The following is a 26,187-nucleotide window of genomic DNA, read 5'->3' as shown; positions in this document are numbered from 1 at the left end:
AAAGGAGAGCGCCAACTTTTAAAGGATATGGTGGCTAAAATTTACCTTGCGCTCGCACCCCGTTCACTTTCCCTGCTTAATCTGCACCTTCATGGGAACGTGGGATGTTGGGCCTTTTGATAATCACGCCGCGTGCGAAGTGCTCGCGGCAATCCGTGATGGCTCCTTCGATCTTGATACGTTTAAGAAAAGCTGCGTAGATTCTCCCATCGATGTCGACGATGCTGGGGTAATCATCGCCTTGGGGGCATTGGCCACCACGCCTGAAAATAGGCTCCCCGCGGGAATTAGCGCGGATGACGTCAAGGTATTGCGCACACCGCAGACTCGGGCCTGGTTGCGCAAGAAAATCAACACAGCGATGGAACCCAACAGTTCCCTGATTTATGCGCTGTGGGAAACCACGGGTGAGCTTGAACTGTGGTTGCGCAGGACGCGCGCGGCGTTACCCTAAAACGCAGCGAGACCTCCTTCCACAGGCACAGATGAGGTAGGCTGCTCAGCTCGTGGGGCCTAGCAGGTTTCGTGGTGGGCGCGTTAGACTGGTCAGCATGGCTTTTGCTGCTGAACACCCCATCCTGCCCGTCTCCGAACATCGCCCTGTTGGCGAAATCGAGCGGCGCTCAGCCGAGTTCCGTGTTGAGTCCGAATTCCAGCCCGCTGGCGACCAACCCGCCGCCATCGCGGAACTGGATGAGCGTCTCAGCCGCGGCGAGCGGGACGTGGTACTCATGGGTGCCACGGGTACCGGTAAGTCCGCGACCGCCGCCTGGCTCATCGAAAAGCAGCAGCGCCCAACACTCGTGATGGCGCCAAATAAAACGCTGGCGGCGCAGCTGGCGAATGAGCTGCGCCAGCTTCTCCCGAACAACGCGGTGGAGTACTTCGTCTCTTATTACGACTACTACCAACCGGAAGCCTATATCGCGCAGACAGATACCTACATTGAGAAGGATTCCTCCATTAACGAGGACGTGGAACGCCTGCGCCACTCCGCCACGTCAGCTCTTTTATCCCGCCGTGATGTGGTTGTGGTTTCTTCTGTGTCGTGTATCTACGGTCTGGGCACGCCGCAGTCCTACCTCGACCGCTCCGTTGTGCTCGAGGAAGGGGAGGAGATCGACCGCGATCGCTTCCTGCGCTTGCTCGTGGATATCCAGTATGAGCGCAATGACGTGGGCTTTACGCGCGGAACCTTCCGCGTCAAGGGCGATACCGTGGATATTATCCCCGCCTATGAAGAGCGCGCGGTACGCATTGAGTTCTTTGGCGATGATGTGGACGAGCTCTACTACATCCACCCCTTGACGGGCGACGTGCTGGAGCGGGTCGACGAAGTGCGGATCTTCCCCGCAACGCACTATGTAGCTGGGCCAGAGCGCATGGCCCGTGCCATCGAGGACATTAAGGAGGAACTCGCGGAGCGCCTCGCGGAGCTGGAGAACCGCGGCAAGTTGCTCGAAGCGCAGCGCCTGCGCATGCGTACCGAATATGACCTTGAGATGATCGAACAGGTGGGCTTTTGCTCCGGCATTGAGAACTACTCGCGCCATGTGGATGGCCGCCCCGCGGGTTCCGCGCCGGCGACGCTCTTGGATTATTTCCCAGAGGACTTCCTCACCATCATCGATGAGTCTCACGTGACAGTCCCGCAGATCGGCGGCATGTTTGAGGGCGATATGGCGCGCAAGCGCAACCTCGTGGAATTCGGCTTCCGTCTTCCTTCTGCCGTAGACAACCGGCCGTTGACCTTCGATGAGTTTGAGGAGCGCGTCGGTCAAACGGTGTACATGTCGGCCACGCCGGGTGATTTCGAGATGACGGCCTCCGGCGGCGAGTTCGTGGAACAGGTCATTCGCCCCACCGGCCTTGTAGACCCCAAGGTGACGGTCAAGCCGACCAAGGGCCAGATTGATGATCTCATCGATGAGGTTCGCGCCCGTACCGCGAAGCAGGAGCGTGTCCTAGTCACGACCTTAACCAAGCGTATGGCGGAGGACCTCACGGATTACTTGCTGGAACACGGCATCAAGGTGCGCTACCTCCACTCAGATATTGACACGCTCCAGCGCGTCGAGCTGCTGCGGCAGCTGCGCTTAGGTGAGTTCGATGTTCTCGTGGGCATCAACCTGCTGCGTGAGGGGCTCGATCTTCCCGAGGTGTCGCTCGTCGCCATCTTGGATGCCGATAAGGAAGGCTTCCTGCGCTCCACCACCTCGCTCATTCAGACGATTGGCCGCGCCGCCCGAAACGTCTCCGGTGAGGTCATCATGTACGCGGATAAGATCACGGACTCGATGCAGGAGGCCATCGAGGAGACTGAGCGCCGCCGTGAGAAGCAGATTGCGTATAACAAGGAGCACGGCATCGACCCGCAGCCGCTGCGCAAAAAGATCGCCGATATTTTGGACCAGGTCTATGAGAACGCCGACGAGCAGGGGCAGGACGCGGATCCCACGGCAATCGTCGACAAGCCGGATGTGTCCTCCATGGCAGCCGACGAGGTGCAGGCGCTTATCGACGACCTAACGACTCAAATGCGCGAGGCAGCCCGCGAGCTCAAATTCGAGTTAGCAGGGCGCTTGCGCGATGAGATCGCTGATCTGAAAAAGGAGCAACGCGGTCTTAAGGAGGCCGGCATTTAACGGCGAGCCTAGTGCTGAAATTTGCCTACTCAATGTGTGGGTAAAACCCGTCTCTGCGGAGAAGACCGTGTCATACTGTTAAGGATTAATCGCTACTTATAAGGAGAATCATGCTGAGCTACAACGTCATCGCCGTCGGAACCGATGGCTCTCAGACTTCCATGCGCGCTGTCCGTTCTGCCGCATCCATGGCGCGCGCTTATGACGCGACGCTGATTATCGTGTCCGCTTTCTACAACCACTCTGGTTCGATGCTCGGCGCCCCGAACTCGGAGGACGCCCGAGTACCGGTGGTGAGCGAGGAGATGTCGGAAAGCTTCCTCAGCAATGCCGCGGAGATCGCGCACGGTGAGGGTGCGAAGCGCATTGAAATCATTGCTAAGTCCGGTGACCCTGTGAATTCGCTCCTCGAGGTGGGCAAGGACTATGACGTGGATATGTTCGTCGTGGGCAACAAGGGAATTCACTCGGTGCGGGGTCGCGTCTTTGGCTCCGTAGCGACGGAGCTCACGCGTAAAGCCCACGCCGATGTCGTGGTGGTCAACACCACTGACTAGGGCAGAGCATGGCGCGCTGAGCCTCGTGCGCGCTGATCGACGTGAACGCGCCAGCGTTGTTAGACTAGCGGGTGCGCAAAAGCTTTAAAATTTTGTCAAGCGGTGGCCTCATGGTTGGGGCCAGCGAAGAAAGGTCATCATGAGCGATTACAACAAGATCGTGGTCGGCACCGACGGCTCCAAGTCCTCCCTGCTTGCAGTGGAGCGCGCCGCCAAGATCGCCGCAGCCTTCGATGCCACCCTCATCATCGGTTGCGCCTACTACGAGAACCAGGAGCAGGCTTCCAAGACTTTGCGCCAGGATTCTGTGACGATTCTCGGTGATGAGAAGGCCCAGGCCAACCTCGCCTCCGGCAAGGAGCACGCAGAGAAGTTCGGCGTGACGAAGGTGGAGACCGCTGTGCGCCCGGGCACCCCGGTTCAGGCCCTGATGTCCATTGTCAACGACAACAAGGCAGACCTGCTCATCGTGGGTAACCGTGGAATCAATTCTCTGACCGGCCGCCTGCTTGGTTCGGTTCCGGCGGATGTCGCACGTCAGTCTGATTGCGATGTCATGATTGTCCACACCGTCAACTAACGCTTCATTGCGTGCACGGCGCGCGGCGCCCAGCAACCTTCAAAGAAGAAGTTACCTGGGCCGCTGCGCGCTTTTTCTTATCTTCCTAGCTGGAAGGAAGCGTGCGGTAGGCACGGGCAAGGGCGTTACCGTCGGTGCCTTGAATGAGCGGAATATCGAAGGAAGACTGCTCGTTGACCTTCACCAAGGGAGCGAGCGAACCATGAGAGAGCAGCTGCTCCTGCGGGGTGAGGTTGCGTATGGCAACTGCTGCCACATGGTTGGGGTGCTCCGCTGCCGCGTCGGCATAGGTTATGGGATCGTGCTGGCCATCATCACCGATGAGCAGCCAGCGCAGTTTGCGGAAAGCGATGAACAGGTTTCGTAACTGGACGCGCTTGTGCTCCAAGCCATTGCGGAAGAGGCCGGTGGGCGTAGGCCCCCAATCCGTCAGCAGTAGCGGGCCGCGGGGGAATCCGTTTTCCGCCATGAAATTCACCAAAGTATCGTAGGTGTTCCACGCACCGGTGGAGAGGTAGATGAAGGGAGCCTCTGGGTGCTGTTGGGAGATCTCTCGGTAGAAGCTGGCCATGCCTTCTACGGGTTTGCGCGTATTGGTGCGTTTGACCCAGGAATTCCACGCCGCAATCATCGCGCGAGGCAGCCACGTCACCATGATGGTGTCGTCGATATCGCTGACCACACCAAAGGTCGTGTCCTTGTCCACGATGAGGACTTCCGAGCTGGCCTCCTCGGCGCCTTTGGCACGGATGGTGACCTCGTGCCAACCGGGTTCTAGCCCGTGGTCGTGGACTAGCACGTCGATATAGCCGTTGTCGTTCGTGGTGCCCGCTACCGTCTTCCCGCCGACAGTAACTTCGACCTCGTGGTGAGTGACTTGGATGGTGAAGAACTGGCGGTAGCCGCGTTGAGCCCACGTATCGCGCTCCTCGGCGGCAGGGTCATGCATGAGAACCCGCCCCAGCACGTGGACGAATTCTTCATTGCCGTAGCCGGCATAGCCAGTAACACTGGGCCGCCAGCCCTTGCGTGCTGAGCGTTTGAGGGAATAAGCATTCGCGGTGGATTCGACTTTGCGGGCGATATCGGAAAGTGCCATGCGCACCAGATTAACGGAAAACCTCCGCGTAGCGGCCGGCGATGGTGAGGGATTGCGTCGCACGCGTCAGCGCCACGTAGAGATTATGCAAGCCCTGCGGGGACGCTGCCACGATGTCATCCGGGTTGACTACGGTGACGTGGTCAAACTCCAGGCCTTTGATCTGCTCAACGTTGGCCGCGGTGATCACAGCGCGCAGGCGCCCGTCAGCGTCCTGGAAGGTTGCTGGCTGCAGGTCGCTCTCGCCGTCCTGCCAGATAACGTCCACACCGTCGCGCACCGCGATTCCTGGCATGGCCTCGGGGTTAATGGATTGAAGGAGTTGGTTGGCCAGCTCTGTGATCGGGCGCGGGGTTCGGTAGTTAACGCTCAGGCCGTGCAATCGGAAGCGCTGTCCGACGAAAGGCTCGAGAGTTTCGCCCCAATCATCAACACCGGCGGGCGCTCCAGTCTGGGAGGTATCGCCGACGAGAGTCATCCACCGGGAAGGGCTGCGCCGGAAGATCATGCGCCACTCCATCGGGGTCAGCTCCTGGGCTTCGTCGACGATGACGTGCCCGTAGGCCCACGTGTAGTCCTCGCGGGCGCGTTGAGCGGTGGTGCGGGAATCCCGAACTTCGTGGCGTCGAGCGAGGTGCTCGGCATCGATGACGTCGTGGGCTGAGAGAATCTCCGCTTCGAACATGTCATCATCGTTGTCGGTGGAATCAGAGGAGCTCAGAATGTCGAGGGCATCTTCTGCCTCGGCTACCTGCTCACGCCATTCCTTCTCCTCGGCAGCGCGTTCTGCCTCTGGGTCAGGCATACCGATGAGGACAGCGAGCTCGTCGAGAAGCGCAGCGTCGGACGCCGCCCAAGCCCTGCCATCCTCGCGGTAGAGGGCACCTCGGGTTTCCTCATCGTAGGCGTTGGCCGCCGAATCGATGCGTTCGGTGCTGCTCAGGAGTTCAGCGAGTACCTCGGTAGGCGCGAGATGGGGCCAGAACTCGTCGATGAGTTCTGTGACCTGTGGTTCTTCGGCGAGATCATCGTGGAGCTGGTCCACGTCCGCCCGGGAGAGCAGGTTGGCGCCTCCCAGCGGATCAGAACCGATGCGTTCGGCCATCTGCTGGGCCATTGACTCGATGAGGTGCTCCGCAAACGCCGCTTGAGCATCGTTGTGCGGCTTGCGGGAGCGCCGTGCGCGGGTTCGAGCTGCCTTGACCATCTGGGGGTCCACGGTGAGCTCGAGCCGATCGATCTCTAGCGTGCGCGGTTGCTCGGGCAAACGCTGGTAGCCCTTCACCGCGTTGCCGAGGATCTCCACCATGGCTTCGGAACCCTTAATCTCGCGGGCGAGCAGAGACTCAGCGTGTGTGGCCTCGATGCCGGGGAAAAGGGAAGAGATGGTGGAGAGCACAACGCCGGTCTCACCAAGTTCCGGGAGCACTCGGGAAATGTATTCCAGGAAGGTGGAATTGGGGCCGACGATGAGCACGCCCGTGGCGGCTAATTGTTCGCGGTAGGTGTAGAGCAAGTAGGCCACACGGTGCAGCGCCACCGCAGTCTTGCCGGTTCCTGGTCCGCCTTCGACCACCATGACACCGCGCGTGCTGTCACGGATGATTTCGTCTTGCTCGCGCTGGATGGTCTCCACGATGGAGGGCATATGGCCGGTGCGGGCGCGCTGCATGACGTGGTGGAGGGCGGATTCACTAGCGACATCGCTTCTTTCTGCAGCATTGTCTCCTTCGAGTATCTCGTCGCTGATACCGGTGACAGTGCGTCCGGTAGTCCTGATGTGCCGGCGGACGTGAACCCCTTCAGGGTGTGCAGTGGTTGCCAGGTAGAAGGGCCGTGCCATCGGGGCACGCCAATCCAAGAGAAGCGTGCGGTAGTCCTCCTCCCGGGCGTCGAGTCCCATGCGGCCGATATAGCGGCGGTCTAGGCCCTCCGGGGTGGGGTTATCGCCAGGTGCATCAATGTCGATGCGCCCAAAAACTAAGCCGAGCTGGGCGACGTTGAGGCGGTCCAATTTGGCCTGCAGGCCGTGGTACTCGGTTTCGCGGCGCACGAGAGCATCAGCATCTGGGGTATGGGGGTCGACGGCTGCTTGCACCTCGTTCAGGCGCACATTGGCGGCGTGGACCTCGTTGTCCAGACGCTCGAAGAGGCCATCGACATAGGCTTGCTCGCTAGCTATTTCCGCTCTCTGCTCGCTCGCGTGGGCGCCGGCTTTCCCGGTGTGAGTCGCGGGTGAAGATTCAGACACAAGGCTCCTTGGGTGCGTATGAAGGCTTCTCGTGGACAGACGGGAAGTTAAAAGGAGATAAGGAAGGGTGGACAGGAAAAAGAACAACGGCCCAGCATACTAGCTGAGCCGTTGTTGTCTCCACCGCGGTCATTATCGCGGTGTGTTGCGGGGCGTTCCGCAGCGTAGGGCGGAGAGCTTAGAAGCGGTCACCAAACTTCTTGAAAGCCTTATCCAGCTTCTTGGAAGCTTCCTTCTGCAGCTTTTCGGCGCGCTTGTGAGCCTTCTTCTGGGCACGCTTTCCATCAAGCGAATCCGCCTTGGCCAGTGCCTCGTCAGCGCGGTCCTGTGCCTTGCCGGCTGCCTTTACTAGACCCTTGCGGGCGGTTTCGGTGTTGTCACGTGCAGCGTCGAGCCAATCGTCCTTGTTCTCCTCAAAGAACTCACGAGCGGTTTCAGCCTTGTCCTCGACGAAGGAACGAGCAGAGTCAATGAAGTCCCGGCCAGCGGACTCCCAATCATCACGATTGTCCTCGACGTAGTCCTTGGCGGTTTCGAACCAGTCATTGGCCTTGGTGGTCACATCAGAAGAAATCTCATTGGCGCGGTTGGAGAAGTCTTCTGCGAACTTCTGCTGCTCGGACTTACCCGGCAGAGCCTGCTGGATCTTCTTGTTGGCACGCTCAGAGGCCTTGGCAGCACGCCAACGCACGGAAGGCTTGCCCTCGGTGTCCTGCGTAACAATGGCGAGGGCACCAAGCAGAGCAGTATTGGTGATGAAGCTATTGCGCTGTGCTTCCTTGTCCTTCTTGGAATCAGCGGTCCAGAAAGCATTGCCCACCAGGTTAGGGACGTGGGTCAGCGCGAGCACTGCAGCCGAGGTGCGCGGAGCCTTGCCCAGCGCCAAAGTGGTACCTGCAGCGGTCTTTGCACCGCCAAGTGCGCGGGTAACTAGCTCTGGGTCATTCGGGATGTAGCCTGCGTATTCGCGGGGCAGCACCTTGCGCAGCCGCTTGAGCACGGACTCGGTGTCCGCGACGTGCTCCGAGGTGTTGCGGAGCGTATCCACACCATCCCAAACAAACACGGAGGCCAGCATAGGACGGGCAAATTTACGAATCATAACGTGCTCCATTCAATAGATCTGTAAAGACGTTCGTCACACCATACTACGCGGGTTAAACAATTGCCGCTGTCAGTGCAGCTGTTAAAACGCAGTTACCAACGCCGCTCCCACCACTCATCAATGTGAGAGCGCTCCGCGCCGAGCGTGGTGGGTGCACCGTGCCCGGGGCGGACGATCGCTTCGTCCGGGTAGACATCGAAGAGCCGCTGGGTGACATCCTTGTACAGGCGCACGAAGTCACCTTCCGAGGTGGTCTTACCCACACCGCCGGGGAAGAGGGAATCACCGACGAAGAGGTTGGTAACTCCATCAATCTCTGCGGCAATGGCCGCACCGCCGGGGGTGTGTCCGCGCAGGATAATGACGGGCAGATCGTGGCCGGCGAAAGAAAGCGTATCGCCATGCTCCAGTTCGACGTCGACGGGCGCGGGCAAGGCAGGGGAGTCCAAGAAGGAGGAGTAGTGCACGGCGCCGGTTTTATTCAGGACCTCTTCGAGCGCGCGCACGTGGTCCCAGTGGCGGTGTGTGGTGAGCACTGCGGTGATTTTGACGGCGTGCTCGGCGGCCAAAGCGAGCAGTGCCGGGGCGTCAGCGGAAGCGTCGATAAGCAGCGCCTCGTCACCAGCGCACAACAGGTAGCAGTTGTTGTCCATTTCAGAAACGGAAATTTTATGAAGCTTCAGGGCGTTGTTCATAAGTCCAACCATACGGGTAGATTCTGAGTGAGAACTCTCTGAACACACATTCTTTTGTGTAGGAAGGCAGCAACTAGTGGCTGATCGTTTGGTCGTACGAGGTGCGCGTGAGCACAACCTCAAGGGCGTGGATATCGACATTCCGCGCGATAAGCTGGTGGTGTTTACCGGCCTATCAGGCTCCGGCAAGTCCTCACTCGCCTTTGACACCATCTTCGCCGAGGGGCAGCGGCGCTACGTGGAGTCTTTAAGCTCTTATGCGCGAATGTTCCTTGGCCAAATGGATAAGCCGGACGTCGAATTCATCGACGGTCTATCCCCGGCGGTGTCGATTGACCAAAAATCCACCAACCACAACCCGCGTTCCACCGTGGGAACCATTACTGAAATCTATGACTACCTGCGTTTGCTCTTTTCCCGCGCGGGTACTGCGCACTGTCCTGAGTGCGATGCCGTCATTGAGCGCCAAACCCCGCAGCAGATCGTGGATGAGGTATTAAGCCACGAGGAGAAACTGAAGTTTCAGGTCCTTGCACCTGTCGTGCGCCGCCGTAAGGGCGAGTTCGTTGACCTCTTCGCAGATCTCGCGGCGCAGGGCTACTCCCGTGTTCGGGTGGATGGTGAGCTTTATCAGCTCAGTGACCCGCCGAAGCTGAAGAAGCAGATCAAGCACGACATCGATGTCGTCGTGGACCGCCTGCAGGTGAAGGCTTCCCAAAAGCAGCGGCTAACGGATTCTGTCGAGACGGCACTACGCTTGGCGGATGGCCTCGTCACCCTGGATTTCGTTGACCGCGAAGAGCTCACACATACCTACTCGGAGAAAGCGGCCTGCCCCAACGGGCACACGCTGACCATTGAGGAATACGAGCCCCGCGCGTTCTCGTTCAACGCGCCTTTTGGATCTTGCCCGGTGTGCGATGGCTTGGGCACGCGCCTTGAGGTGGATGTGGATCTGCTGATCCCGGATCCGGATGCCCCGGCTGTGGAGGCCATCCAACCGTGGACGTCGAGCCCCAATGCGCGGTACTTTGTCAAACTGGTTGAAGGTCTAGCGAAAGCCTTGGACTTTGATCCGCGCACCCCGGTGTCCGAGCTGAGCAAGGAGCAGCGCCACGCGCTGATTTATGGCACGGATGTGGAAGTCAGCGTGCGCTACAAGAACCGCTATGGCCGCCAGCGCAACTGGTCCGCACCGTTCGAGGGTGCGATCGGCTTCTTGGAGCGCAAGCTAGATCAGGCGGATTCCGAATCGCAGAAGGACCGTCTGCTTCAGTACACCCGCCGCGTGCCGTGTAACGCTTGTGGCGGTACCCGCCTGAAGCCGGAAATCTTGGCGGTGCGCTTGGCCTCCACCGCGCATGGCGAGCAGTCCATCGCTGGCTTGACGGCGCTGTCCATCGAGGAGGCGGCGGAGTTCCTCGACTCGCTCGTGCTGGGCCATCGCGAGGAGATCATCGCCGGTGCCGTGCTCAAGGAAATCCAGGCTCGCCTGCGCTTTCTGCTCGACGTCGGCCTGAACTACCTCACCCTCGACCGTGGCGCCTCCACGTTGTCCGGCGGTGAAGCACAGCGCATTCGCCTTGCCACCCAGATTGGTTCTGGTCTGGCGGGAGTCTTGTATGTCCTGGACGAGCCCTCCATCGGACTGCACCAGCGCGATAACCAGCGCCTTATCGCCACGTTGAAGCGCTTGCGCGATATCGGAAACACCTTGATTGTGGTGGAGCACGATGAGGACACCATCCGGGAGGCAGACTGGCTTGTCGACGTCGGCCCGCGCGCCGGCGAATTCGGCGGAACTGTGGTTTACCAGGGCGAACCCGCCGGTATTGAAGCCGTGGAGGAGTCCCTGACAGGGCAGTACCTGTCGGGTAAGAAGAAGCTCGCGGTCCCGGATACTCGCCGTGAGATTGACTCCGAGCGCATGCTCAAGGTGGTCGGCGCGCGCGAGAATAACCTCAAGGGTATTGACGTCGAGATTCCATTGGGCGTCCTCGTCTGCGTCACTGGTGTGTCTGGCTCAGGAAAGTCCACAGTGGTCAACCAGATCCTGGCCAAGACCTTGGCGAATAAACTCAACCGCGCCCGCCAAGTACCTGGTCGCGCCAAGCGCGTTGAAGGCGTGGAGCACCTAGACAAGCTGGTGCAGGTGGACCAGAGCCCCATCGGCCGCACCCCGCGCTCGAATCCGGCAACCTACACAGGGGTCTTCGACAAGATTCGTAATCTTTTCGCGGAAACCCAGGAGGCGAAGGTCCGCGGCTACAAGCCAGGCCGGTTCTCCTTCAACGTTAAGGGTGGACGCTGTGAGGCCTGCCAAGGCGACGGCACTATCAAGATTGAGATGAACTTCCTGCCCGATGTTTACGTGCCGTGTGAGGTTTGTGATGGTGCTCGTTATAACCGCGAGACCCTCGAGGTCCTCTATAAGGGCAAGAACATCGCAGAGGTTCTCGATATGCCGATTTCGGAGGCAGCCGAGTTCTTCGAACCCATCACCTCTATTCATCGCTACCTCAACACCTTGGTGGAGGTTGGCCTGGGATATGTCCGCTTGGGCCAAGCCGCCACGACGCTTTCTGGTGGTGAGGCGCAGCGCGTGAAGCTGGCATCCGAGCTGCAGAAGCGAACGAATGGGCGCACGGTCTACATCTTGGATGAGCCGACGACTGGTTTGCACTTTGAGGACATCCGCAAACTTATGCTCGTCATCCAGGGGCTGGTGGACAAGGGCAATTCGGTCATCATCATTGAGCACAACCTAGACGTCATTAAGGCCGCCGACTGGATCGTAGATATGGGGCCAGAAGGCGGTTCCGGTGGCGGCACTGTCGTGGCCCAAGGCACGCCGGAGGATGTGGCGCAGGTAGAAGGCTCCTATACGGGAGGGTTCCTCAAGGAGATGGTGTGACGGTGGGGCAGAAGTACACACCCACGGCTGCGTTAGCTCTCTGTCTCGCCATGGCAACAACCCTAACCGGCTGTTCGAGCCCTGAAGAGAACATCAAGCAACCATCCACTGAAGAATCGCGTGAGGGGGATACGCCGAACTTCGACGTGCCCACGGAGCTGCGCGCCGTTATCGCTGACGTTGAAAGCGAGTTTGACGTACGTGCCGGTGCGTCCGTGGCGGATAAAAAGGACACGTTTAACGCTGGGCTCAAGGGCGATGAACCCGCATGGTCGACCGTGAAGGTTCCCATCGCCATTGCTGCTCTACGAGATGGAGCCAGCCCCGAGCTCGTGGACCTCGCGATTAAAGAATCTGATAATGACGCAGCCTACGCACTGTGGTCCCACGTCCAATGGACCGAGGGGGATGCCGCCAGCGCGGTGAAAGCCCTGTTGAGGGAGTATGACTCAACCGGCGAATTTGCCGAGCCCTTTGGCTATTCCACGTGGTTGCTCGAAGAACAAGCTAAGTTTGGCTCGCATTTGCCGTGTATACCAGAAGCGGAGCAGGTGTATGACGCGATGGATGACATCGTGGAGTGGCAAGACAATGGGCTTGATAAGCTGCCGGACACCCGCGCCAAAGGCGGCTGGGGACTATCTGAAACTGATAACGGATATACCCACCGTCAAATTGGGGTTCGAGAAACTGCAGGCGGCGGCGCTGCAGAGAATGGGGCGGTGGGTCTGGCCATTGAGGTCACCATGCCAGGGGAGTATGCCGATGAAGCGATACCCGCTCTCGACATGCTAGCTGCCGGCGTTGACCGGATAGTTTCTGAGGCGCTGGAAGCCGGGGCGCTAACGCCGCTGGTGGGCTGCGCGCACCCCAGTGCGCCATCTGCGGTGGAAGAGGCGTCGTCAAGCACTGCAAAAAAGGCATCGGCAAACACGTCGGCACGCGGATTTGGCTCTCGATGATCTCGGTGATAAAGTAATGCCCACTACCGCCCGTAGCGCCTCCTCCAGGAGGTACTTGGGCCGCAAGCGGAGTTTCTCCCACCCGAAGCCGCGCAGGATTAAAAGATCCGGCGCAGGATAAAGGTTAAGAGTAGGCGCCACATGCTGGCGCGTGCTTGAAAAGAAACTCCCGGTTGCCTCTGGCACCGGGATTTATTTGTTTGTGGTCACGGTAGGCACACTACTAGCCCCCACAATCGAGGAGAACCACAATCAGCGCTGAAGCTCGCATTAATGAGCGCATCCGAGTACCCGAGGTCCGTCTTGTTGGCCCCGGTGGTGAACAGGTGGGCATTGTCCGCACGGACGATGCTCGCAAGCTCGCGTACGAAGCAGACCTTGACCTGGTCGAGGTTGCCCCGAACGCGAAGCCGCCCGTAGCCAAGATCATGGATTACGGCAAGTTTAAGTACGAGCAGGCCCAGAAGGCCCGCGAGTCCCGTAAGAATCAGCAGCAAACCGTGGTGAAGGAACAGAAGTTCCGTCCGAAGATTGATGATCACGATTACGAGACCAAAAAGGGCAACGTGGTGCGCTTCCTGGAGAAGGGCTCCAAGGTAAAGGTAACCATCATGTTCCGTGGTCGCGAGCAGTCGCGTCCGGAGCTCGGTTTCCGTCTGCTGGAGCGTTTGGCTGATGACGTCGCAGAGGTTGGCGTCGTGGAGTCGCGCCCCAAGCAGGATGGTCGCAACATGACCATGGTTCTTGGGCCCGTCCGCAAAGGCAAGAAGTAGACCACGCTCCACTTAGGATTTAAGGATTTAATTCTCATGAAGCAGAAGACTCACAAGGGCACCGCCAAGCGCATCAAGGTGACCGGCTCCGGCAAGCTGCGTCGCGAGCAGGCTAACCGCCGCCACCTCCTGGAGGGCAAGCCTTCCAAGCGCACCCGTCGCCTGAAGGGCACCGAGGACGTTGCCAAGGCAGACACCAAGCGCGTCAAGCGCCTTCTCGGCCGCGCATAGTCAGCGCCGAAACACTCCATTTCCACACACCACAATCAAGATAAGGAAGTATTACTGTGGCACGAGTAAAGCGCTCAGTTAACGCCAAGAAGAAGCGTCGCGCGATCCTGAAGTCCGCTAAGGGCTACCGCGGCCAGCGCTCCCGCCTCTACCGCAAGGCCAAGGAGCAGTGGCTGCACTCCATGACTTACGCTTACCGCGACCGTCGCGCCCGTAAGTCTGAGTTCCGCAAGCTGTGGATCCAGCGCATCAACGCTGCTGCTCGTATGAACGACATCACCTACAACCGCCTCATCCACGGCCTGCGTCTGGCTGAGATCGAGGTTGACCGCAAGATCCTGGCTGAGCTTGCTGTTAATGACTTCGAGGCTTTCTCCGCACTGTGCGAGGCCGCCAAGGCTGCACTGCCGGAGGACGTTAACGCTCCGAAGGCTGCTTAAGCTTTCACTAGCCTGTCCACGCCCACTGCTTTCCATTTCAAGGAAGGGGTGGGCTTTTGGCGTTCCAAGCTTCAATTATGGGTACTGCATCAAATGGGGAATAGACCCCAGTGGGGTGAGGAAAAAGGGGACATGGTGTGTGCTTTGTGTTACCTTAAGCAAGTTCCCACGTTCTCTTCCTGTACTTACAGGCTTTAAAAGGAGTCTTTCTCATGACGAACCCCAACGGCGGTTTCCAGCAGAACAACCCGAATGCTTCGGGCAATAACCCTCAGTACTCCAATCCGTTCGACTCCAACGGAAACCAGTACCAGGGCGGCAACTACGGCCAGAACCTGCCGGCTCAGCAGGGCGGGTACCAAGGGCAGGGCCAGTACTACTCCCAGCAGGCCCCGGTCAACGCACCGCAGAAGTCCTGGCTGGCAGCGTTGCTCCTTGCATTCTTCCTTGGCGGGTTTGGCGCTCACAACTTCTACATTGGTCGCACAGGACGCGCCATCGGCCAGCTATCCCTCTGTGTCTTTAGCATCTTGACGTCGTGGCTGGGTATTGGTGCTATTTCGGCGGGTATCCTCTGGATCTGGGTGATTATTGAGTTCATCATGATCATCGCCGGTGCAGGCGGTTATGACCGTGACTCCAATGGCATCCCGTTGAAGAAGTAGTCTTTAGCAACACTCTTGCGGCCCACCGCCTCCTACGGCTAGGAAGCGGTGGGCTTGCTGCATTGTGGTGCACCCACGCGATCGGCGAGCACGTCGGCGGCCTCGGTAGGGTAGAGGCCATGAAACTGGACTTTGAGAATGCCTTCACGGAGCGCACGCCGCGAATAATCAATGCCGCCAAATTGCATCGCGCCGCTAGCCGCCGGAAGGCAGAGCGTTTCCTTATTGAAGGTGAGAATGCTGTCGATGCAGCGGTGTCGACAGGCTCGGCCACGGATGTTTTCGTGACGGAAAAGGCCGCCGAACGCTTTGCGCACATCGTGCAAACCTGCGGTTATATGGACGTCTATGTTCATCCCATCACCGACAAGGCAGCCAAGCATCTCTCCGATACGGCGACGAGCACAGGCCTCTTTGCTGTGTGCCGTCCTGTCCTGTGGACTGCAGGCAAAATCTTGGCGGGCAAGCCGCGTTTGGTCTCAGTCCCAGTGCTTACTTCCGAGCCGGGCAATGCAGGTACCTTGATCAGGACTTCGGATGCTATGGGCGCCGATGGTGTCATCTTCGCGGGCGAGACGGTCGACCCATTGGGCTGTAAAGTCGCGCGCGCATCAGCAGGCTCACTCTTCCATATTCCCGTGGCGCGTGATCCCAATATTAAAGATGTCTTGGGTAAGTTGCGGTCCTCCGGCATGCAGGTGCTGGCAACAGCTGCCGATGGTGAAGTAGATCTGGCTGAAGCCGATCTTTCCCAGCCCACCGCATGGCTGTTTGGCAACGAAGCTCATGGGCTAGGGGAGTTGTTGGATGAAGCTGATATGCGCGTGCGCATTCCGATTTTGGGCCGTGCAGAGTCACTGAACCTTGCCACGGCTGCTAGCATCTGCCTGTACGAATCTGTCAAGCAACAGAACCGCTAATCTTTCCTGGGGCTGGGGCTGGGGCTGGTGGCCACAGAAGTCGGGGAGCACGGTAAGATAGCTCGCGTTAGTTTTTGTGCGAGAAGAAGGTAATCAAGGCACGTGTCCGACACACCTCAGATCGAATTGACCGAAGAGGCCCTCGAGGCCGCCGCGCAGAAGGCCATTGCCGCCTTCGAGGGTGCATCCGACCTCGACGAGCTCACTTCCGCCCGCCGTGAGCACCTTGGTGACGGCGGCTATATCCCGCAGGCCCGCCAGTCGCTGGGGCAGTTGCCCAAGGATCAGCGCAAGGACGCTGGGCGTGCGGTGAACATGGCGCGCGGCAAGGTGGAGAAGCGCTTTGCACAAATTCGTGAAGTGCTCGAGCAGGGGGCTCGCGCCGCTCGGCTCAAGGCGGAGAAAGTCGACGTCACCGTCCCAACTACCCGGGCGCAGACCGGCGCATTGCACCCAATTACTGCGCTGTCGGAGCACATTGCCGATATCTTCGTGGGCATGGGCTGGGAAATCGCCGAGGGCCCAGAGGTCGAAGCTGAGTACTTTAACTTCGATGCTCTGAATTTCAAGCCCGACCATCCGGCACGTACGTTGCAGGACACCTTCCATGTGGGTAAGGAGGGCTCCAAGCAGGTTCTTCGTACACACACGTCGCCGGTGCAGGTACGTACGATGCTTGAGCGTGATGTACCGCTCTACATCGCCTGCCCAGGCCGAGTTTTCCGTACCGACGAGCTCGACGCGACCCACACGCCGGTCTTCCACCAGGTGGAGGGTCTTGCCGTGGATAAAGGGCTGACCATGGCCCACCTGCGCGGCACTCTGGAGCACCTGGCCAAAGTTCTCTTCGGCCCGGAGACCACCACCCGCATGCGCGTGAACTACTTCCCGTTCACCGAGCCTTCTGCCGAGGTCGATGTATGGTTCCCGAACAAGAAAGGCGGCGCTGGCTGGATCGAGTGGGGTGGCTGCGGCATGGTTAACCCCAACGTTTTGCGTGCGGTCGGCATCGATCCGGAGGAGTACACCGGCTTTGCCTTCGGTATGGGCCTTGAGCGCACCCTACAGTTCCGCAATGGTCTCACCGACATGCGCGACATGGTTGAAGGCGATGTCCGCTTTACCTTGCCATTCGGCGTGCAGGCATAGGAACCCAGAGAAAGGATAGAAAGAAAACAATGCTTATTTCCCAAGACTGGGTTACCCGCCTCCTTGGCACCGCAAACTCTGGCTGGAACGTATCCGCCGAAGAGCTAGACTCCGGTTTTGTCCGCGTTGGCTTCGAGACCGAGGGCTATGAGGCTCTTCCGGAGACCACGGGGCCGCTGGTTATTGGCCAGGTCGTGGAGATTGAAGAACTCACTCAGTTTAAGAAGCCAATCCGCTACTGCCAGGTGAATGTTGGCCAGGCCAACGGCACCGGCAAGCTGCAGGGCATCATCTGCGGTGCTCGTAACTTCCGTCTCAATGACTATGTCGTGGTTTCCCTTCCGGGCGCTGAGCTGCCAGGTGGATTCAAGATTGCTGCCCGTGAGACCTATGATCACATCTCCAACGGCATGATGTGCTCCGCAGCTGAGTTGGGCTTTGGCCCGAAGGCCGATGGCATCATCGTTCTGGGAGAGGAAGTCGCCGACAAGATCGGTGAAGACGCTCGCCCCATCATTGGCCTGTCCGATACGGTTTTCGACGTCAACATCACCCCAGACCGCGGCTATGCCTTGTCGGCGCGTGGTCTGACGCGCGAGATTGCCTCCGCCTTTGACGTGGCCTTCCCCGACGTGGCGCAGGATCCGAGCGTTGCCGGTATTGATACGTCCGCTGTGCCGGGGCCGAAGGGCGAGCTGATCGCCGTCGATCTGCGCGAAGAAACCAAGGCCCAGCGCTTTGGTCTGCGCAAGGTTAGCGGCATTGATCCTGCTGCCCGCACCCCTTTCTGGATGGAGCGCGAGCTCATGCTCTCCGGTCAGCGCAGCGTCAATCTGGCGACCGACGTCACCAACTACGTCATGCTGCTCCTCGGTGCACCGATGCACGCCTTCGACGCCAACGTCGTGAGCGGTGATCTCGTGGTGCGCAACGCTAGCGAGGGGGAGATGTTTGAGACTCTCGACCATGTCAAGCGTGAGCTTTCGACGGGTGACGTGGTCATCTGCGATGACAATGGAATTCAGTCACTGGCTGGTGTCATGGGCGGCACGACCTCTGAGATCTCCGAGATGACCACTGACGTGTACTTCGAATCGGCCATTTGGGATCCGATTACCGTGGCTCGGACGTCGCGCCGCCACAAGCTGTCCTCGGAAGCCTCCCGCCGTTTCGAGCGTGGCGTCGACCCAGCCATCGTGGAGGTTGCTCTCGATGTTGCGTGTGCACTGCTCCAGCAGATCGCCGGCGGCACCATTGAGGAGGGCCGGACGCTCGTCGGGGACGTCGCCAAGCGCGAGCCCATCACACTGCGCGCCGCCAAGCCAAGCGAATACGCCGGCGTTGGGTACTCCCGCGAGACCGTGGTGAAGCGCCTTACTGAGGTGGGCTGCGAGGTCTCTGGCGAAGAAGAGCTTTCCGTCGTCCCCGCGTCCTGGCGCACCGACATCGAAATGGATGTGGATCTCATCGAGGAGATCCTGCGCCTGGAGGGGCTCGAGGATATTCCGACCATTCTGCCTACCCCGGTGGGAGGGCGCGGCCTTACTCCGGCGCAGAAGCGCCGCCGTGCAATCGGACACGCCTTGGCCTATGCAGGCTACGCCGAGGTTTTGCCATCGCCGTTCATCGCTAACGACACCTTCGACACTTGGGGTCTGAATAAAGAAGACCCGCGCCGCCGCACTGTTGCCGTGCAGAATCCTCTCGAATCGGATAAGTCCGTTCTGTCCACGACGTTGCTTCCGAATCTCCTTGAAGCCATCGCCCGCAACGTGGCTCGTGGTCGAAGTGACCTCGCCCTCTTCGGTCTCCAGCAGGTGGCATTCAAGCGCGCCGATGCGTCTCCGATGCCTTCGGTGGAGTCGCGCCCGGAGGATTCAGTGGTGACTGAGCTTGTGGAGTCGCTGCCGCTACAGCCGCTGCACGTGGCCACGGTCGCTACCGGCAACATTGAGCACGAGGGTCCGTGGGGCTCCGGTCGTGCTTATAGCTACGCAGATGCCATTGAGTCCGCGCGCCAGGTTGCCCGCGCTGCTGGTGTTGACATCACTGTCAAGGCGGCCGAGCAGCTCCCGTGGCATCCGGGCCGCTGTGCCGCCTTGGTCCTCACCGCAGACGAGGAGACCGTCGTGGGCTATGCCGGCGAGCTGCATCCGCAAGTACTGGAGGCTCTCGAGCTTCCAGCCCGCACATGCGCCATGGAGCTCGATGTCACCGCACTGCCGTTGGATGAGAAGTTCCCAGCACCGATCCTCTCCTCCTTCCCGGCCCTGCACCAGGACATCGCGCTGGTGGTGGATGAGGATACCCCGGCAGAGGCAGTGCGCCGAGTGGTTGAGGAAGGCGCCGGCGAGCTCTTGGAATCCGTGGAGCTTTTCGATGTCTTCCGTGGTGAGCAGCTCGGTGAAGGCAAGAAGTCCCTTGCCTTCCAGCTCTTGTTCCGCGCGGATGACCGCACGCTGACCGATGAAAAAGCTAACGAGCACCGACTCGCTGCCGCAGACTTAGCCAAGCAGCGTCTTGGTGCGGAGATGCGCGCTTAGCGTTCACTCGTGCCTTCGGTTCCTTAACCCGGCTCACACACCATGTGAACCGGGTTTTCTTATGCCGCAAGGAGTGAAGGGGTGGGGACAGATCCCCTAGCACTGGATGTAGTGTGGCTTGATTCATAACCTCAAGGGGGCAGCGTTTCCACACCGAAAGGATTGTTCACACCATGCGTTTGATTTCTCGTCTTACAGCTACCGCCGCGGTCGTCGGCACACTGACCATCGCCCCACATGCCTCCGCAGACCTGTCCCAGGGTTTCTCCAATGCTGATGGCACCGTCAACTGCGAGGCAGCGAATATTGATGGTACTTACGTCGCCCGCTTGTCGAATGGCGCTCGCGCCACTAGCCCGGAATGCAACCCACCGGGGCAGCTGGCTCCACGCTTCTTCTATCACGCGGGCCGCTCCAAGGCTGATTGTTTCAACCAGGGGCTTACGCCTTCCAGCTTTAAGCGCCTGCAGCCCGGCCAAGTTCACCAGTTCAACGAGGTCACCGCCATCGCGGATGCCCAAGGCGGTATCCACTTCGTTGGTCCACAGGGCTACCTTGGCTACGCAGGAAAGAAGGCTGTGTCAGGCGCCGAAGGACTCGGACAGGTCTCATCCCGCGTCATGTAGGTTTCGCTCCTATCCCTACTGCAAGGCTCGGATTTTCGCAGCACACTGCGGAGATCGGGGCCTTGTTCTCTGTGGAATGAAGAAAAGTTCTCCCAATTTGGTTGAATAACATACGGCGGACTGCATTATTTGCTACTGTGGCTGCATGACTATTTCAGTAGCTATCGCCGGAGCCACGGGTTATGCAGGAAGCGAAATTCTGCGTCTCTTGCTGTCGCACCCAGCGTACCTTTCAGGTGACCTGCGCATCGGCGCGCTGACGGGGCACTCTAATGCTGGTCAGCGAGTCTCCGAACTCATGCCGCACCTGCCGCAGTTGGCAGATCGCGTCATCGAGGACACCACTCCGGAAGTTTTAGCGGGCCATGACATCGTTTTCCTCGGTTTGCCGCATGGGCATTCCGCAGACATTGGCCGTCAGCTGGGGGAGTCCGTCACTGTCATTGATTGCGCCGCCGATTTCCGCCTCCGCAGCAAGGAAGATTGGGATGCATTCTATGGCGGGGAGTATGCCGGTTCGTGGCCTTATGGAATTCCTGAAGTTCCCGGCAACCGGGACAAGCTTAAAGGCAGCAACCGTGTGGCCGTCCCTGGGTGTTTCCCCACCACGATTACTCTCGGCGCTCTGCCTGCTGTGGCGAAAGGGCTGATTGAACCGGACCTGTCTGTCATCGCGATTACCGGTGTTTCCGGAGCGGGAAAGAAGGCCTCCGTGGCCCAGCTGGGCGCGGAGACAATGGGCAATCTCAAGGCTTATAAGCCGGGCGGTACCCACCGACATACTCCGGAAGTCCTGCAGAACTTACAGCCCTTTACCCAGGATTCGGTTTCGGTGAGTTTTACCCCGGTGCTCGCGCCTTTGCCGCGTGGCATCCTGGCGACGATTACGGCGCCGTTGAAGGGGGACGTCGACAAGCACAGCGTTGCTCAAGCCTTCCGCGATTTCTATGCGGAAGAGCCGTTCTGCCTGGTTCTGCCGGAAGATCAGCAGCCAGAAACACAGAACGTCGTGGGCACCAACATGGTCCACATCCAGGCGCACGTGGACGAGCGCACTCAGCGTCTGGTGATAACCGCGGCCCTAGACAACCTGTGCAAGGGCACCGCCGGTGCAGCTGTTCAGTGTATGAACCTGACCTTGGGCTGGGAGGAAACCTCGGGTCTGCCGCAAGCGGCCGTCGCACCTTAAGCACTCGTAATACTCGCGCGCGTTCCCCGCGCTATGCAATTCCATGAGGACTTCCGTTCTGCTAAGACAAGGAGAGAATAAAAATGATCACCGCACCCGCAGGTTTCCTGGCAGCGGCCACGAGGGCTGGGATTAAGCCCTCGGGAAAGCCTGATATGGCACTCGTGGTTAACCAGGGGCCGAATTTCGACGCCGCTGCGGTCTTCACCCGCAACCGCGTGGTGGCCGCACCCGTGAAGCTTTCCCGCGAAGCAGTAGCCGATGGCACACTCCAAGCAGTTATTTATAACTCCGGCAACGCTAATGCCTGCAACGGCGAGCAGGGGGACAAGGACGCCGCGGCGATGGTTGCCGCTGTTTCCGAGCACACGGGTATTCCTGTAGGCAACATTGCTGCGTGCTCGACGGGCCTCATCGGAGAACCACTGCCCATGGAACAGGCCCTAGCAGGCATCGGGGTGGTTGCCGGGGACTTGGGTGCGGATAAGGCTCACGGTCAGGCCGCGGCAGAGGCCATCATGACCACCGATACAGTAACCAAGGAAGCAGTAGTCGAGTCCGACGGCTGGAGCATGGGCGCGATGGGCAAGGGCGTGGGTATGATGGCTCCCTCGCTGGCCACCATGCTGGTATGCGTGACCACGGATGCTGTGGCCTCCCCGCAAGCATTGCACTCCGCCCTGCAGGCAGCCAGTGATCAGACCTTCAACACGCTCGATGTGGACGGTTCGACGTCAACGAACGACACCGTCATCATCCTGTCCTCTGGTGCCTCCGGTGTAGAACCGAGCCAGGAGGAGTTGGATGCAGCGGTCCTAGAGGTGTGCTCCGATATCGCGGATCAGCTCCAGGCAGACGCGGAAGGCGTGACCAAGCGCGTAAAGATCACCGTGGAGGGAACAAGCACCGATGAGCAGGCGCTGAACGCTGCGCGGACGTTGGGGCGCGACAACCTCTTCAAGTGCGCGATGTTCGGCTCGGATCCCAACTGGGGCCGCGTGCTCGCCGCAGTGGGCATGGCGGATGCCGATATGGACCCGGAGAATATTTCCGTGTTCTTCAACGACCAGGCCGTGTGTGTTAAGTCCACCGGTGCGCCCGGCGCGCGCGATGTCGACCTTTCTGGCGCCGACATTGACGTGCGCGTGGACCTCGGAACCGGAGGAAGCGGTACTGCCTTTGTGCGTACCACCGACTTGTCCCACGACTACGTGGAAATCAACTCCGCGTACAGCTCCTAAGAGAAGTAGGGAGGAAAGATGATTCAGGGACTCAGCAATGTAGACCGCGCCACCGTGCTCGCGGAAGCCTTGCCGTGGCTGCAGCACTACCGCGACAAGATCGTCGTCGTGAAGTACGGAGGCAACGCGATGGTGGATGACTCGCTCAAGGCCGCCTTCGCCGCTGACATGGTTTTCCTTCGCACCGTGGGCGCTAAGCCCGTGGTGGTGCACGGCGGGGGCCCACAGATCAATGAGATGCTGGGCAAGCTGGGCATTGAAGGAGAATTCAAGGGCGGTTTCCGCGTGACCACCCCGGAAATCATGGACGTGGTCCGCATGGTTCTTTTCGGCCAGGTGGGTCGCGGTCTGGTCAACCTCATCAACTCCCATGGGCCCTATGCCGTGGGAACTTCCGGTGAGGATGCTGGGTTGTTTAAAGCCCGCAAGCGGCTCGTTGAGGTCGACGGTGAGCCCACCGATATCGGCATGGTAGGGGACATTGTCAGCGTCGAACCTTCTGCCGTCATGGACATCATCGAGGCTGGGCGCATCCCCGTGGTGTCCACCATCGCGCCCGGAAATGACGGCGAGGTCTACAACATCAACGCGGACATCGCAGCCGGTGCATTGGCACGAGCCCTAGGCGCCGAACGCCTGGTTATCCTCACCAATGTGGAGGGTCTGTATACCGATTGGCCCAACCGCGATTCCCTGGTGTCGAAAATTGAGGTTGACAAGCTCAAGACTCTTCTCCCGGGCCTGGATTCGGGCATGATTCCGAAGATGGAGTCCTGCCTCATGGCCGTCGAGGGTGGTGTGAGCGCCGCCCATGTCATCGACGGGCGTATCGCTCACGCCGTGTTGCTGGAGCTGCTTACTACGGGCGGCATCGGCACGATGGTGCTGCCCAATGATTACAACCGTGAGGACTACCCAGAAGGTACTGTCTTCAGGAAGGACGATAACAAGTGACTGCGCAGACCACACTGACGCAACGTTGGGGAGAGGTGTTAAGCAACACCTATGGCACCCCACCCGTGGCCATCGTTTCTGGCAAGGGAGCCACGGTGACTGATGAAGACGGTAAGGAATACATCGATATGCTCGCCGGCATTGCGGTGAACTCGCTGGGCTATGCCCACCCGGCCATCGTCGAAGCGGTGAGCACTCAGGTGGCGACCGTGGGGCATGTCTCCAATCTCTTTGCCAGCAAACCCGTCGTCGAGGCGGCAGGAAAGCTCTTGGAGAAGGTGGGGGACACCGATGCCCGCGTCTTCTTCTCCAACTCCGGAGCGGAAGCCAATGAGGCTGCCTTTAAGCTGGCTCGCCTGACGGGGCGCCGCCGCATTCTCGCCGCACATCATGGTTTCCATGGCCGGACGATGGGCTCTCTCGCCATGACGGGGCAACCTTCCAAGCGCAAGGCTTTCGAACCTTTCCCAGGCGGAGTGGAGTTCTACACCTACGGCGATATTGATTATTTGACCACGCTGGTGGAGCAAAACCCGGAGGATACCGCCGCCATCATCTTGGAGCCCATCCAAGGGGAGACCGGTGTGATTCCGGCGCCCGATGGATTCTTGAGCGCAGTGCGCGAGCTGTGCACCACACACGGGATCCTCATGATCGTCGATGAAGTGCAAACGGGTGTGGGGCGCACCGGCGATTTCTTTGCCTTCCAACATGAGGACGTCTTTCCGGATGTCATCACCATGGCCAAGAGCTTGGGCGCGGGCATGCCGATTGGCGCCACCATTGCTCGTGGTCAGGCCAAAGGCCTTTTCACTCCGGGTTCGCACGGCACGACCTTCGGCGGCAATCCCGTCTCCTGTGCGGCGGCAGCGACGGTGCTGGAGCTTGTCGACGACCCCTTCCTCGCCGAGGTCACCCGCAAGGGCGAGTGGCTACGCACCGAGCTGGCTAAATCTCCGGCTGTGCAGTCTGTCCGGGGCCGAGGGCTTATGCTAGGAGTTGTATTAAATAAGTCGGTGGCTAAGGACGTTGTGGCTGCGGGCCTGCAACACGGTCTTATTCTCAACGCCCCAAGTAGCGAGGTCGTGCGCTTGACCCCGCCGCTAGTGATTACCGATGAAGAACTCGCGCAGGCTGTGGAGCGCCTGCATAAGGTACTGGAGGATATTGGATGAGCGTGCGCCATTTCTTGGCCGATGATGACCTCACACCGCAGGAGCAAGCGGAGGTCCTCGATCTGGCATTGAAGCTGAAGAAGGAACCTTTTGCCGAGCGTCCTTTGGAGGGCCCGAAGTCAGTCGCGGTTCTTTTTGATAAGACGTCGACGCGCACGCGCTTTTCCTTCGAGGCAGGAATCGCTCACCTGGGCGGCCACGCCATCGTCACGGAAACTAAGTCCACACAGATGGGGAAGGGCGAGACATACCAAGACACCGCAGCCGTGCTCTCCCGTTTTGTCGAGGCCATTGTCTGGCGCACCTATGCGCACCAGAATTTGTTGGAAATGGCTGAAACCGCGACGGTACCCATCGTCAATGCGCTGTCCGAGGATCTGCACCCCTGCCAGATCCTGGCGGATTTGGTGACCTGCCGCGAGAATTTCGGTGACCTAGCTGGCCGCAAGGCCGTCTACCTGGGTGATGGCAACAACAATATGGCTAACTCCTATATGTTGGGCTTTGCCACCGCGGGCATGGAGATGACGATCATTGCGCCGGAAGGTTTCCAGCCGCAGCCGGAGTTTGTGGAACGTGCCCGGAAGCGCGGCACGGTGACCGTGACTGATTCTCTCGAGGCCGTCGACGGCGCCGACGTTGTTATCACCGACACGTGGGTTTCCATGGGGCAGGAAGATGACGGCAAGGACCGTCGCACCCCGTTCCTGCCTTACCAGGTCACCCCAGAGGTTATGTCCCGTGCCAAGGAAGAAGCAATCTTCCTGCACTGCTTACCGGCCTACCGCGGCAACGAAGTGACCGCTGAGGTGATTGACGGACCACAGTCCCGTGTCTTTGACGAGGCGGAGAACCGTCTCCATGCACAGAAGGCGCTGCTCGTGTGGCTTCTTGCAGCTCAGGAGGAGAACTAAGCGAATGACGACAACCCCAACGACGCGCAATGCCCGCCAAGCAAAGATCTTGGAGATTCTTGACCGCACACGGGTCACGAGCCAAGTCCAGCTCTCCGAGCTCTTGCTCGATGAGGGAATCGACATCACGCAAGCCACCTTGTCGCGTGACCTCGATGAGCTGGGCGCCAAGAAAGTAAAACGCGATGGTGGCCGGTCCTTCTACGTGGTGGGCGGCGAGTTGGAGCAATTCGAAGACCAGCTCAACGGTCCGCGCGAGAAGCTGCGCCGCATGCTCGATGAACTCGTGGTCTCCCACGATTTCTCCGGCAATATCGCGATGCTCCGCACGCCCGCGGGCGCTGCCCAGTACCTAGCATCCTTCATTGATCGTGTGGGCCTGCCAGATGTGGTGGGTTGTATTGCAGGCGATGACACCATCTTTGTCCTAGCGCGTGAAGGACTAGGAGGCCGTGAGCTTGCAGAAAAGCTCACCAGCCGCGGCATTTAACATTTATACGTAAGTCTGTATAATATAAATCAGTTCAATTTTTAGCACCTGTCTGTCTTAAAGGAGCAA

General features: G+C 59.5%; 24 protein-coding genes. 20 read left to right on the top strand and 4 right to left on the bottom strand.

What is annotated here, in order from left to right; translation table 11 throughout:
* The first annotated feature begins 91 nt into the window (after nt 1–91).
* The 4 genes from CAURI_RS07165 (at nt 92) to CAURI_RS07150 (ending at nt 3,782) form a co-directional block, all read left to right on the top strand.
* Complete coding sequence (locus CAURI_RS07165; RefSeq protein ID WP_029158979.1) at nt 92–454, top strand: DUF4259 domain-containing protein; 363 nt, start codon at nt 92–94, stop codon at nt 452–454.
* A 97-nt stretch (nt 455–551) separates the two neighbouring features.
* Nucleotides 552–2,645 (top strand): excinuclease ABC subunit UvrB, encoded by a 2,094-nt coding sequence (gene uvrB, locus CAURI_RS07160; protein ID WP_010190096.1) that lies wholly within the window; start codon nt 552–554, stop codon nt 2,643–2,645.
* Between the two features lie 110 nt (nt 2,646–2,755).
* Nucleotides 2,756–3,202, top strand: coding sequence for a universal stress protein (locus CAURI_RS07155; RefSeq protein WP_010190093.1), 447 nt, complete (start codon nt 2,756–2,758; stop codon nt 3,200–3,202).
* Nucleotides 3,203–3,341: 139 nt separating this feature from the next.
* Nucleotides 3,342–3,782 (top strand): universal stress protein, encoded by a 441-nt coding sequence (locus tag CAURI_RS07150; RefSeq protein ID WP_010190091.1) that lies wholly within the window; start codon nt 3,342–3,344, stop codon nt 3,780–3,782.
* An 85-nt stretch (nt 3,783–3,867) separates the two neighbouring features.
* Here the strand turns inward: CAURI_RS07150 and CAURI_RS07145 are convergent, their stop codons facing one another.
* The 4 genes from CAURI_RS07145 to CAURI_RS07130 all read right to left on the bottom strand — a co-directional run bounded on the left by CAURI_RS07145 (nt 3,868) and on the right by CAURI_RS07130 (nt 8,932).
* A complete protein-coding gene (locus tag CAURI_RS07145) occupies nt 3,868–4,881 on the bottom strand; it encodes an App1 family protein (protein ID WP_010190089.1) in 1,014 nt (337 codons plus the stop codon).
* Nucleotides 4,882–4,891: 10 nt separating this feature from the next.
* Nucleotides 4,892–7,132 (bottom strand): HelD family protein, encoded by a 2,241-nt coding sequence (locus CAURI_RS07140; RefSeq protein ID WP_010190087.1) that lies wholly within the window; start codon nt 7,130–7,132, stop codon nt 4,892–4,894.
* 178 nt (nt 7,133–7,310) lie between these two features.
* Nucleotides 7,311–8,234, bottom strand: coding sequence for a DoxX family protein (locus tag CAURI_RS07135; protein WP_010190085.1), 924 nt, complete (start codon nt 8,232–8,234; stop codon nt 7,311–7,313).
* Nucleotides 8,235–8,329: 95 nt separating this feature from the next.
* On the bottom strand, nt 8,330–8,932 hold the full coding sequence (locus tag CAURI_RS07130) for an MBL fold metallo-hydrolase (RefSeq protein WP_010190082.1): 603 nt from the start codon (nt 8,930–8,932) through the stop codon (nt 8,330–8,332).
* Between the two features lie 76 nt (nt 8,933–9,008).
* Here CAURI_RS07130 and uvrA point away from each other — a divergent pair, with 76 nt between their 5' ends.
* The 16 genes from uvrA to CAURI_RS07050 all read left to right on the top strand — a co-directional run bounded on the left by uvrA (nt 9,009) and on the right by CAURI_RS07050 (nt 26,118).
* On the top strand, nt 9,009–11,846 hold the full coding sequence (gene uvrA, locus CAURI_RS07125) for an excinuclease ABC subunit UvrA (RefSeq protein ID WP_010190080.1): 2,838 nt from the start codon (nt 9,009–9,011) through the stop codon (nt 11,844–11,846).
* Between the two features lie 50 nt (nt 11,847–11,896).
* Nucleotides 11,897–12,808 (top strand): serine hydrolase, encoded by a 912-nt coding sequence (locus tag CAURI_RS07120; protein WP_236660819.1) that lies wholly within the window; start codon nt 11,897–11,899, stop codon nt 12,806–12,808.
* A gap of 251 nt (nt 12,809–13,059) precedes the next feature.
* Complete coding sequence (gene infC / locus CAURI_RS07115) at nt 13,060–13,581, top strand: translation initiation factor IF-3 (protein WP_080550383.1); 522 nt, start codon at nt 13,060–13,062, stop codon at nt 13,579–13,581.
* A 36-nt stretch (nt 13,582–13,617) separates the two neighbouring features.
* Complete coding sequence (rpmI, locus tag CAURI_RS07110; protein WP_010190075.1) at nt 13,618–13,812, top strand: 50S ribosomal protein L35; 195 nt, start codon at nt 13,618–13,620, stop codon at nt 13,810–13,812.
* Between the two features lie 56 nt (nt 13,813–13,868).
* Entirely contained in the window at nt 13,869–14,252 is a 384-nt protein-coding gene (rplT, locus tag CAURI_RS07105; RefSeq protein WP_005323264.1) for a 50S ribosomal protein L20, read from the top strand.
* Between the two features lie 212 nt (nt 14,253–14,464).
* Nucleotides 14,465–14,917, top strand: a complete 453-nt coding sequence (locus CAURI_RS07100) for an NINE protein (RefSeq protein WP_010190070.1) — start codon at nt 14,465–14,467, stop codon at nt 14,915–14,917.
* Between the two features lie 119 nt (nt 14,918–15,036).
* Complete coding sequence (locus CAURI_RS07095) at nt 15,037–15,837, top strand: TrmH family RNA methyltransferase (RefSeq protein ID WP_012715062.1); 801 nt, start codon at nt 15,037–15,039, stop codon at nt 15,835–15,837.
* 102 nt (nt 15,838–15,939) lie between these two features.
* On the top strand, nt 15,940–16,986 hold the full coding sequence (gene pheS / locus CAURI_RS07090; RefSeq protein ID WP_010190066.1) for a phenylalanine--tRNA ligase subunit alpha: 1,047 nt from the start codon (nt 15,940–15,942) through the stop codon (nt 16,984–16,986).
* 29 nt (nt 16,987–17,015) lie between these two features.
* Entirely contained in the window at nt 17,016–19,529 is a 2,514-nt protein-coding gene (pheT, locus tag CAURI_RS07085; protein ID WP_010190063.1) for a phenylalanine--tRNA ligase subunit beta, read from the top strand.
* Between the two features lie 173 nt (nt 19,530–19,702).
* Nucleotides 19,703–20,155, top strand: coding sequence for a hypothetical protein (locus tag CAURI_RS07080; RefSeq protein WP_010190061.1), 453 nt, complete (start codon nt 19,703–19,705; stop codon nt 20,153–20,155).
* A 145-nt stretch (nt 20,156–20,300) separates the two neighbouring features.
* Entirely contained in the window at nt 20,301–21,344 is a 1,044-nt protein-coding gene (argC, locus tag CAURI_RS07075) for an N-acetyl-gamma-glutamyl-phosphate reductase (RefSeq protein ID WP_010190060.1), read from the top strand.
* An 83-nt stretch (nt 21,345–21,427) separates the two neighbouring features.
* Nucleotides 21,428–22,585 (top strand): bifunctional glutamate N-acetyltransferase/amino-acid acetyltransferase ArgJ, encoded by a 1,158-nt coding sequence (gene argJ, locus CAURI_RS07070; protein WP_012715061.1) that lies wholly within the window; start codon nt 21,428–21,430, stop codon nt 22,583–22,585.
* An 18-nt stretch (nt 22,586–22,603) separates the two neighbouring features.
* A complete protein-coding gene (argB, locus tag CAURI_RS07065; protein WP_010190054.1) occupies nt 22,604–23,539 on the top strand; it encodes an acetylglutamate kinase in 936 nt (311 codons plus the stop codon).
* On the top strand, nt 23,536–24,714 hold the full coding sequence (locus tag CAURI_RS07060) for an acetylornithine transaminase (protein ID WP_010190053.1): 1,179 nt from the start codon (nt 23,536–23,538) through the stop codon (nt 24,712–24,714). Before argB ends, CAURI_RS07060 begins: the two co-directional genes overlap by 4 nt.
* Nucleotides 24,711–25,628, top strand: coding sequence for an ornithine carbamoyltransferase (argF, locus tag CAURI_RS07055; protein ID WP_010190052.1), 918 nt, complete (start codon nt 24,711–24,713; stop codon nt 25,626–25,628). Before CAURI_RS07060 ends, argF begins: the two co-directional genes overlap by 4 nt.
* A 4-nt stretch (nt 25,629–25,632) precedes the next feature.
* Nucleotides 25,633–26,118 carry an arginine repressor gene (locus tag CAURI_RS07050; RefSeq protein WP_010190051.1) on the top strand — a complete coding sequence of 162 codons (486 nt, stop codon included), beginning with the start codon at nt 25,633–25,635 and terminating at the stop codon, nt 26,116–26,118.
* Nucleotides 26,119–26,187 lie beyond the last annotated feature (69 nt).

The organism is Corynebacterium aurimucosum ATCC 700975 (genome assembly GCF_000022905.1).
Lineage (GTDB): Bacteria > Actinomycetota > Actinomycetes > Mycobacteriales > Mycobacteriaceae > Corynebacterium > Corynebacterium aurimucosum_F.
The sequence above is the reverse complement of the archived record's forward strand: the minus strand, read 5'-3'. Positions and strand labels throughout refer to the sequence as shown.

Coding starts and splice junctions, on each gene's coding strand:
- CAURI_RS07165 (WP_029158979.1), top strand. CDS start 92: ATGGGAACGTGGGATGTTGGGCCTTTTGATAATCACGCCGCGTGCGAA.
- uvrB (WP_010190096.1), top strand. CDS start 552: ATGGCTTTTGCTGCTGAACACCCCATCCTGCCCGTCTCCGAACATCGC.
- CAURI_RS07155 (WP_010190093.1), top strand. CDS start 2,756: ATGCTGAGCTACAACGTCATCGCCGTCGGAACCGATGGCTCTCAGACT.
- CAURI_RS07150 (WP_010190091.1), top strand. CDS start 3,342: ATGAGCGATTACAACAAGATCGTGGTCGGCACCGACGGCTCCAAGTCC.
- CAURI_RS07145 (WP_010190089.1), bottom strand. CDS start 4,881: ATGGCACTTTCCGATATCGCCCGCAAAGTCGAATCCACCGCGAATGCT.
- CAURI_RS07135 (WP_010190085.1), bottom strand. CDS start 8,234: ATGATTCGTAAATTTGCCCGTCCTATGCTGGCCTCCGTGTTTGTTTGG.
- CAURI_RS07130 (WP_010190082.1), bottom strand. CDS start 8,932: ATGAACAACGCCCTGAAGCTTCATAAAATTTCCGTTTCTGAAATGGAC.
- CAURI_RS07120 (WP_236660819.1), top strand. CDS start 11,897: ATGGCAACAACCCTAACCGGCTGTTCGAGCCCTGAAGAGAACATCAAG.
- rpmI (WP_010190075.1), top strand. CDS start 13,618: ATGAAGCAGAAGACTCACAAGGGCACCGCCAAGCGCATCAAGGTGACC.
- CAURI_RS07100 (WP_010190070.1), top strand. CDS start 14,465: ATGACGAACCCCAACGGCGGTTTCCAGCAGAACAACCCGAATGCTTCG.
- CAURI_RS07095 (WP_012715062.1), top strand. CDS start 15,037: ATGAAACTGGACTTTGAGAATGCCTTCACGGAGCGCACGCCGCGAATA.
- pheT (WP_010190063.1), top strand. CDS start 17,016: ATGCTTATTTCCCAAGACTGGGTTACCCGCCTCCTTGGCACCGCAAAC.
- CAURI_RS07080 (WP_010190061.1), top strand. CDS start 19,703: ATGCGTTTGATTTCTCGTCTTACAGCTACCGCCGCGGTCGTCGGCACA.
- argC (WP_010190060.1), top strand. CDS start 20,301: ATGACTATTTCAGTAGCTATCGCCGGAGCCACGGGTTATGCAGGAAGC.
- argJ (WP_012715061.1), top strand. CDS start 21,428: ATGATCACCGCACCCGCAGGTTTCCTGGCAGCGGCCACGAGGGCTGGG.
- argB (WP_010190054.1), top strand. CDS start 22,604: ATGATTCAGGGACTCAGCAATGTAGACCGCGCCACCGTGCTCGCGGAA.
- argF (WP_010190052.1), top strand. CDS start 24,711: ATGAGCGTGCGCCATTTCTTGGCCGATGATGACCTCACACCGCAGGAG.
- CAURI_RS07050 (WP_010190051.1), top strand. CDS start 25,633: ATGACGACAACCCCAACGACGCGCAATGCCCGCCAAGCAAAGATCTTG.